Annotated in this window: 4 protein-coding genes; 2 read left to right on the top strand and 2 right to left on the bottom strand. The window is 70.6% G+C overall.

Annotated features, from left to right (window positions below):
• Both GV126_RS30835 and GV126_RS30830 read left to right on the top strand, forming a co-directional pair.
• The coding region (locus GV126_RS30835) for an MSCRAMM family protein (RefSeq protein ID WP_201299896.1) at positions 1–762 on the top strand (762 nt) is incomplete at its 5' end.
• A 102-nt stretch (positions 763–864) separates the two neighbouring features.
• Positions 865–1,686, top strand: coding sequence for a YceI family protein (locus GV126_RS30830; protein WP_159674294.1), 822 nt, complete (start codon positions 865–867; stop codon positions 1,684–1,686).
• A gap of 29 nt (positions 1,687–1,715) precedes the next feature.
• Here the strand turns inward: GV126_RS30830 and GV126_RS30825 are convergent, their stop codons facing one another.
• Positions 1,716–2,273, bottom strand: a complete 558-nt coding sequence (locus tag GV126_RS30825) for a SigE family RNA polymerase sigma factor (RefSeq protein WP_159672784.1) — start codon at positions 2,271–2,273, stop codon at positions 1,716–1,718.
• A gap of 352 nt (positions 2,274–2,625) precedes the next feature.
• On the bottom strand, positions 2,626–2,937 hold the full coding sequence (locus GV126_RS30820; protein ID WP_159672782.1) for a hypothetical protein: 312 nt from the start codon (positions 2,935–2,937) through the stop codon (positions 2,626–2,628).
• Positions 2,938–3,273: the final 336 nt, after the last annotated feature.

Below are 3,273 nucleotides of genomic sequence, written 5' to 3'. Positions count from 1 at the left end.
GGTGGTGTTCCGGTGCGTGGTGTGGTGCGCGGTGCGGAGAGCGCTCCGGTGCCGCAGGCCGCGATCACGCTGATCTCCCTGGCCGGACGCCAGCTGGGCCGCTCCGTCGCCCAGAGCGACGGCACCTACACCCTGAACGCCCCCGGCGCCGGCTCCTACGTCCTGATCGCCTCCGCCGACGGCTACCAGCCCCAGGCCTCCACCATCGTCGTCAACAACGACCCCGTCACCTACGACATCCTCCTCAGCGGCACCAGCGGCCTGACCGGCACCGTCCGCGCCACCGACGACCACCGGCCCGTCAAGGACGCCATGGTCATCGTCACCGACGTCCGCGGCGACCTCCTGGCCACCGGCACCACCGGCGACCAGGGCGAGTTCACCTTCACCGAACTCGTCCCCGGCCCCGTCACCATCGCCGTCAACGCCACCGGCTACCGCCCCCGCGCCCTGCCCGTCGACATCACCACCACCGGCATCACCCGCATCGAGGTCGACCTCGACACCGGCGCCCAGCTCCAGGGCACCGTCAAGGCCCCCCACGGCCCCCTCGCCGACGCCCGCGTCACCCTCGTCGACGCCGCAGGCAACGTCATCGCCACCGCCACCACCGGCACCGACGGCGCCTACGCCTTCACCGACCTCGACACCGGCGACTACACCGTCATCGCCACCGGCTACCCCCCGGTCGCCACCGCCCTGACCATCACCGGCCACGGCACCGACGACCACGACATCGAACTCTCCCACCCCAGCGAGTAGTCCACCCCCGGCCCGCGGCGGAACGCCCCCACCAGGGCGCGTCCCACCGCGGGCCGACCCCTTGCCGACCGATTTATCACGCTTTTCATGGAGACACCCAGCATGGGACTGACCGCGAGGATCCGCACCCGGGACGGATGGGCCGTGTCACACGCGGTCGTCACGGTGACCGACATGACCGGCACCCAAGTACTACGCGCCGAAGCCGACCACGAAGGCACCATCCGCGACACCACCCACCTCACCCCCGGCGCCTACACCGTCATCATCACCGCCGTCGGCTACGCCCCCACCGCCTCCAGCGCCATCGTCACCGCCAGCGGACGCGCCGACATCGGCACCATCACCCTCGCCCGCCAAGGCGGCACCGAACTACCACCCCCCGGCCCCTGGACCATCGACCCCGCCCACTCCACCATCGCCGCCACCGCCCAACACCTCGGCATCTCCAGCGTCCACGGCCGCTTCACCGACTTCACCGGCACCATCGACATCGCCCCCGACGACATCACCAAATCCCGCGTCGAAGCCACCATCCGCACCGCCTCCATCGACACCGGCAACACCCTGCGCGACACCCACCTCAAATCCCCCGACTTCCTCGACGTCGAACAACACCCCGAGATCACCTACCACTCCACCCACCTCCAAGCCACCGGCACCGACCGCTGGACCCTCCACGGCGACCTCCGCCTCCACGGCCACACCCGCCCCGTCGACCTCGACCTCACCTACCTCGGCACCGGACCCGACCCCTGGGGCGGCACCCGCGCAGCCTTCCGCGCCACCACCGAACTCCACCGCGAAGACTTCGCCATGAACTACAACCAAGTCCTCCAAGCCGGCATCGCCGCCATCGGCACCACCCTCAAAATCCAACTCGACATCCAAGCCGTCCAAGGAGACACCCTCCCCACCACCTGACCACCGGCGCAGAAGCCCGCCCCGCCCCGTCACCGCACGCAGCCCAGCTCCGCGTCCTCGCGGAGCTTGCCGAGCGCGCGGGACACCGCCGACTTGACCGTGCCCACGGACACCCCCAGCACTTCGGCGGTCTGAGCCTCGGACAGATCCTCGTAGTACCTGAGGACGACCATCGCCCGCTGCCGGGCGGGCAGCTTGGTGATCGCCCGCCACATCGCGTCGCGCAGCGCCTGCTGCTCCGCCGGGTCGGTGGCGCCGGGCACGGGCTCCGGCTCGGGCAGCTCGTCGCAGGCGAACTCGTCCACCTTGCGCTTGCGCCACTGGGACGTACGGGTGTTCAGCAGGGCGCGGCGGACGTAGCCGTCCAGCGCGCGGTGGTCCTCGATGCGCTCCCACGCGGCGTAGGTCTTGGTGAGCGCGGTCTGCAGCAGGTCCTCGGCGTCGCTCGGGTTCGCGGTCAGCGACCGGGCGGTACGCAGCAGCACCGGCCGGCGGTGGCGCACGTACGCGCTGAACGACGGGTACACCAGGCCCTGCGACGCCGGTACGGCGGCCGTGGACGCGCTGGCGCAGACGGGTGTGGTCATGGCTCCACGCTAGAAGCGGCGGTCCCCGCGGCGGATCGCCCGCAGGTCCCGAAGCGGAGTCCGCCTCAGGTTGTAGGGGTGGGGTTGACCGCACCTCCTGTAGGTGGAGGAGGCTCGGACTCCTCGTGGGGGTTCACCCCTGGGTGACGCCCGGCGCGCCGCGTCCGCAGGCCCGGGCACCGGCGACGGCACATCCCCCGCGACCACGGTGCGAGCCCCTCCACTCCCCTCCGGAAGACACCTGCGCGGCGGCGCCGAAGCACCGCCGCGCAGGCGCGTGTTGCATCCCCACAAGCACACCCACCGAGTCAGGGCCGACGGTTCCCCAGCGTGCGTGTCGGCCCGCCCCGTCTCACCACAGCGGGGTGAAGTTGACGGCGACGTTCCTGTTGCCCTGCTGGATGGACGTGAACGCGGAGCGGTTGACCTGAGCGCTGTTGCTCTGGTTCGACGCGCCGTTGCCGACCGCCTGCTGCTGGCTGGTGGACGAGTTGCCGTTGTTGTTGTGTCCGACGCCGCTGCCGACGACACCGGCGACGCCCGCGTTCGATCCGTTGCCCGCGACGGCTCCGGTGTCCGCGGCGGCCAGGCCGGTGAAGAGGGCGGCCGCGAGCGGGACGGCGGTGACGGCGGCGAGAACGCGGGCGGTACGGATGCTTGCCATATTGCTCCTCCAGGAGAGGTACGCACCGGCTGCCTGCCGGAAGTACGTGAAGCTGCGTGAAGCTTTCTGGACTACGGCTTTCACCAGGGCAGTTGGCCGGCCGCCCCGGCGGTCTCTCACGACGTCGCAAGATCAGAGTTGCCCACGGATCTCCGCCGGACCACCCCGGAGGCCCCGATTCGCACCTAAGCGTGAGGACAAGTCGATAAACCCTCTTCACCACCTTTTCCGCACCGATCACCCCACGGGCGACCACAAGGGACCTCTCCCCCCAAGCCGCACAAGAGCGGAACCGTTTCCCCAGCAATCGACCGCAAGACCCCCGATCCCCGGACC

The sequence above is a fragment of the Streptomyces mexicanus genome, assembly GCF_902506575.1.
GTDB lineage: Bacteria > Actinomycetota > Actinomycetes > Streptomycetales > Streptomycetaceae > Streptomyces > Streptomyces mexicanus.
This window is presented reverse-complemented; position numbering and strand designations above follow the sequence as displayed.

Excerpts from the sequence above, each read along its gene's own strand:
- GV126_RS30830 (WP_159674294.1), top strand. The coding sequence starts at position 865 with ATGGGACTGACCGCGAGGATCCGCACCCGGGACGGATGGGCCGTGTCA.
- GV126_RS30825 (WP_159672784.1), bottom strand. The coding sequence starts at position 2,273 with ATGACCACACCCGTCTGCGCCAGCGCGTCCACGGCCGCCGTACCGGCG.
- GV126_RS30820 (WP_159672782.1), bottom strand. The coding sequence starts at position 2,937 with ATGGCAAGCATCCGTACCGCCCGCGTTCTCGCCGCCGTCACCGCCGTC.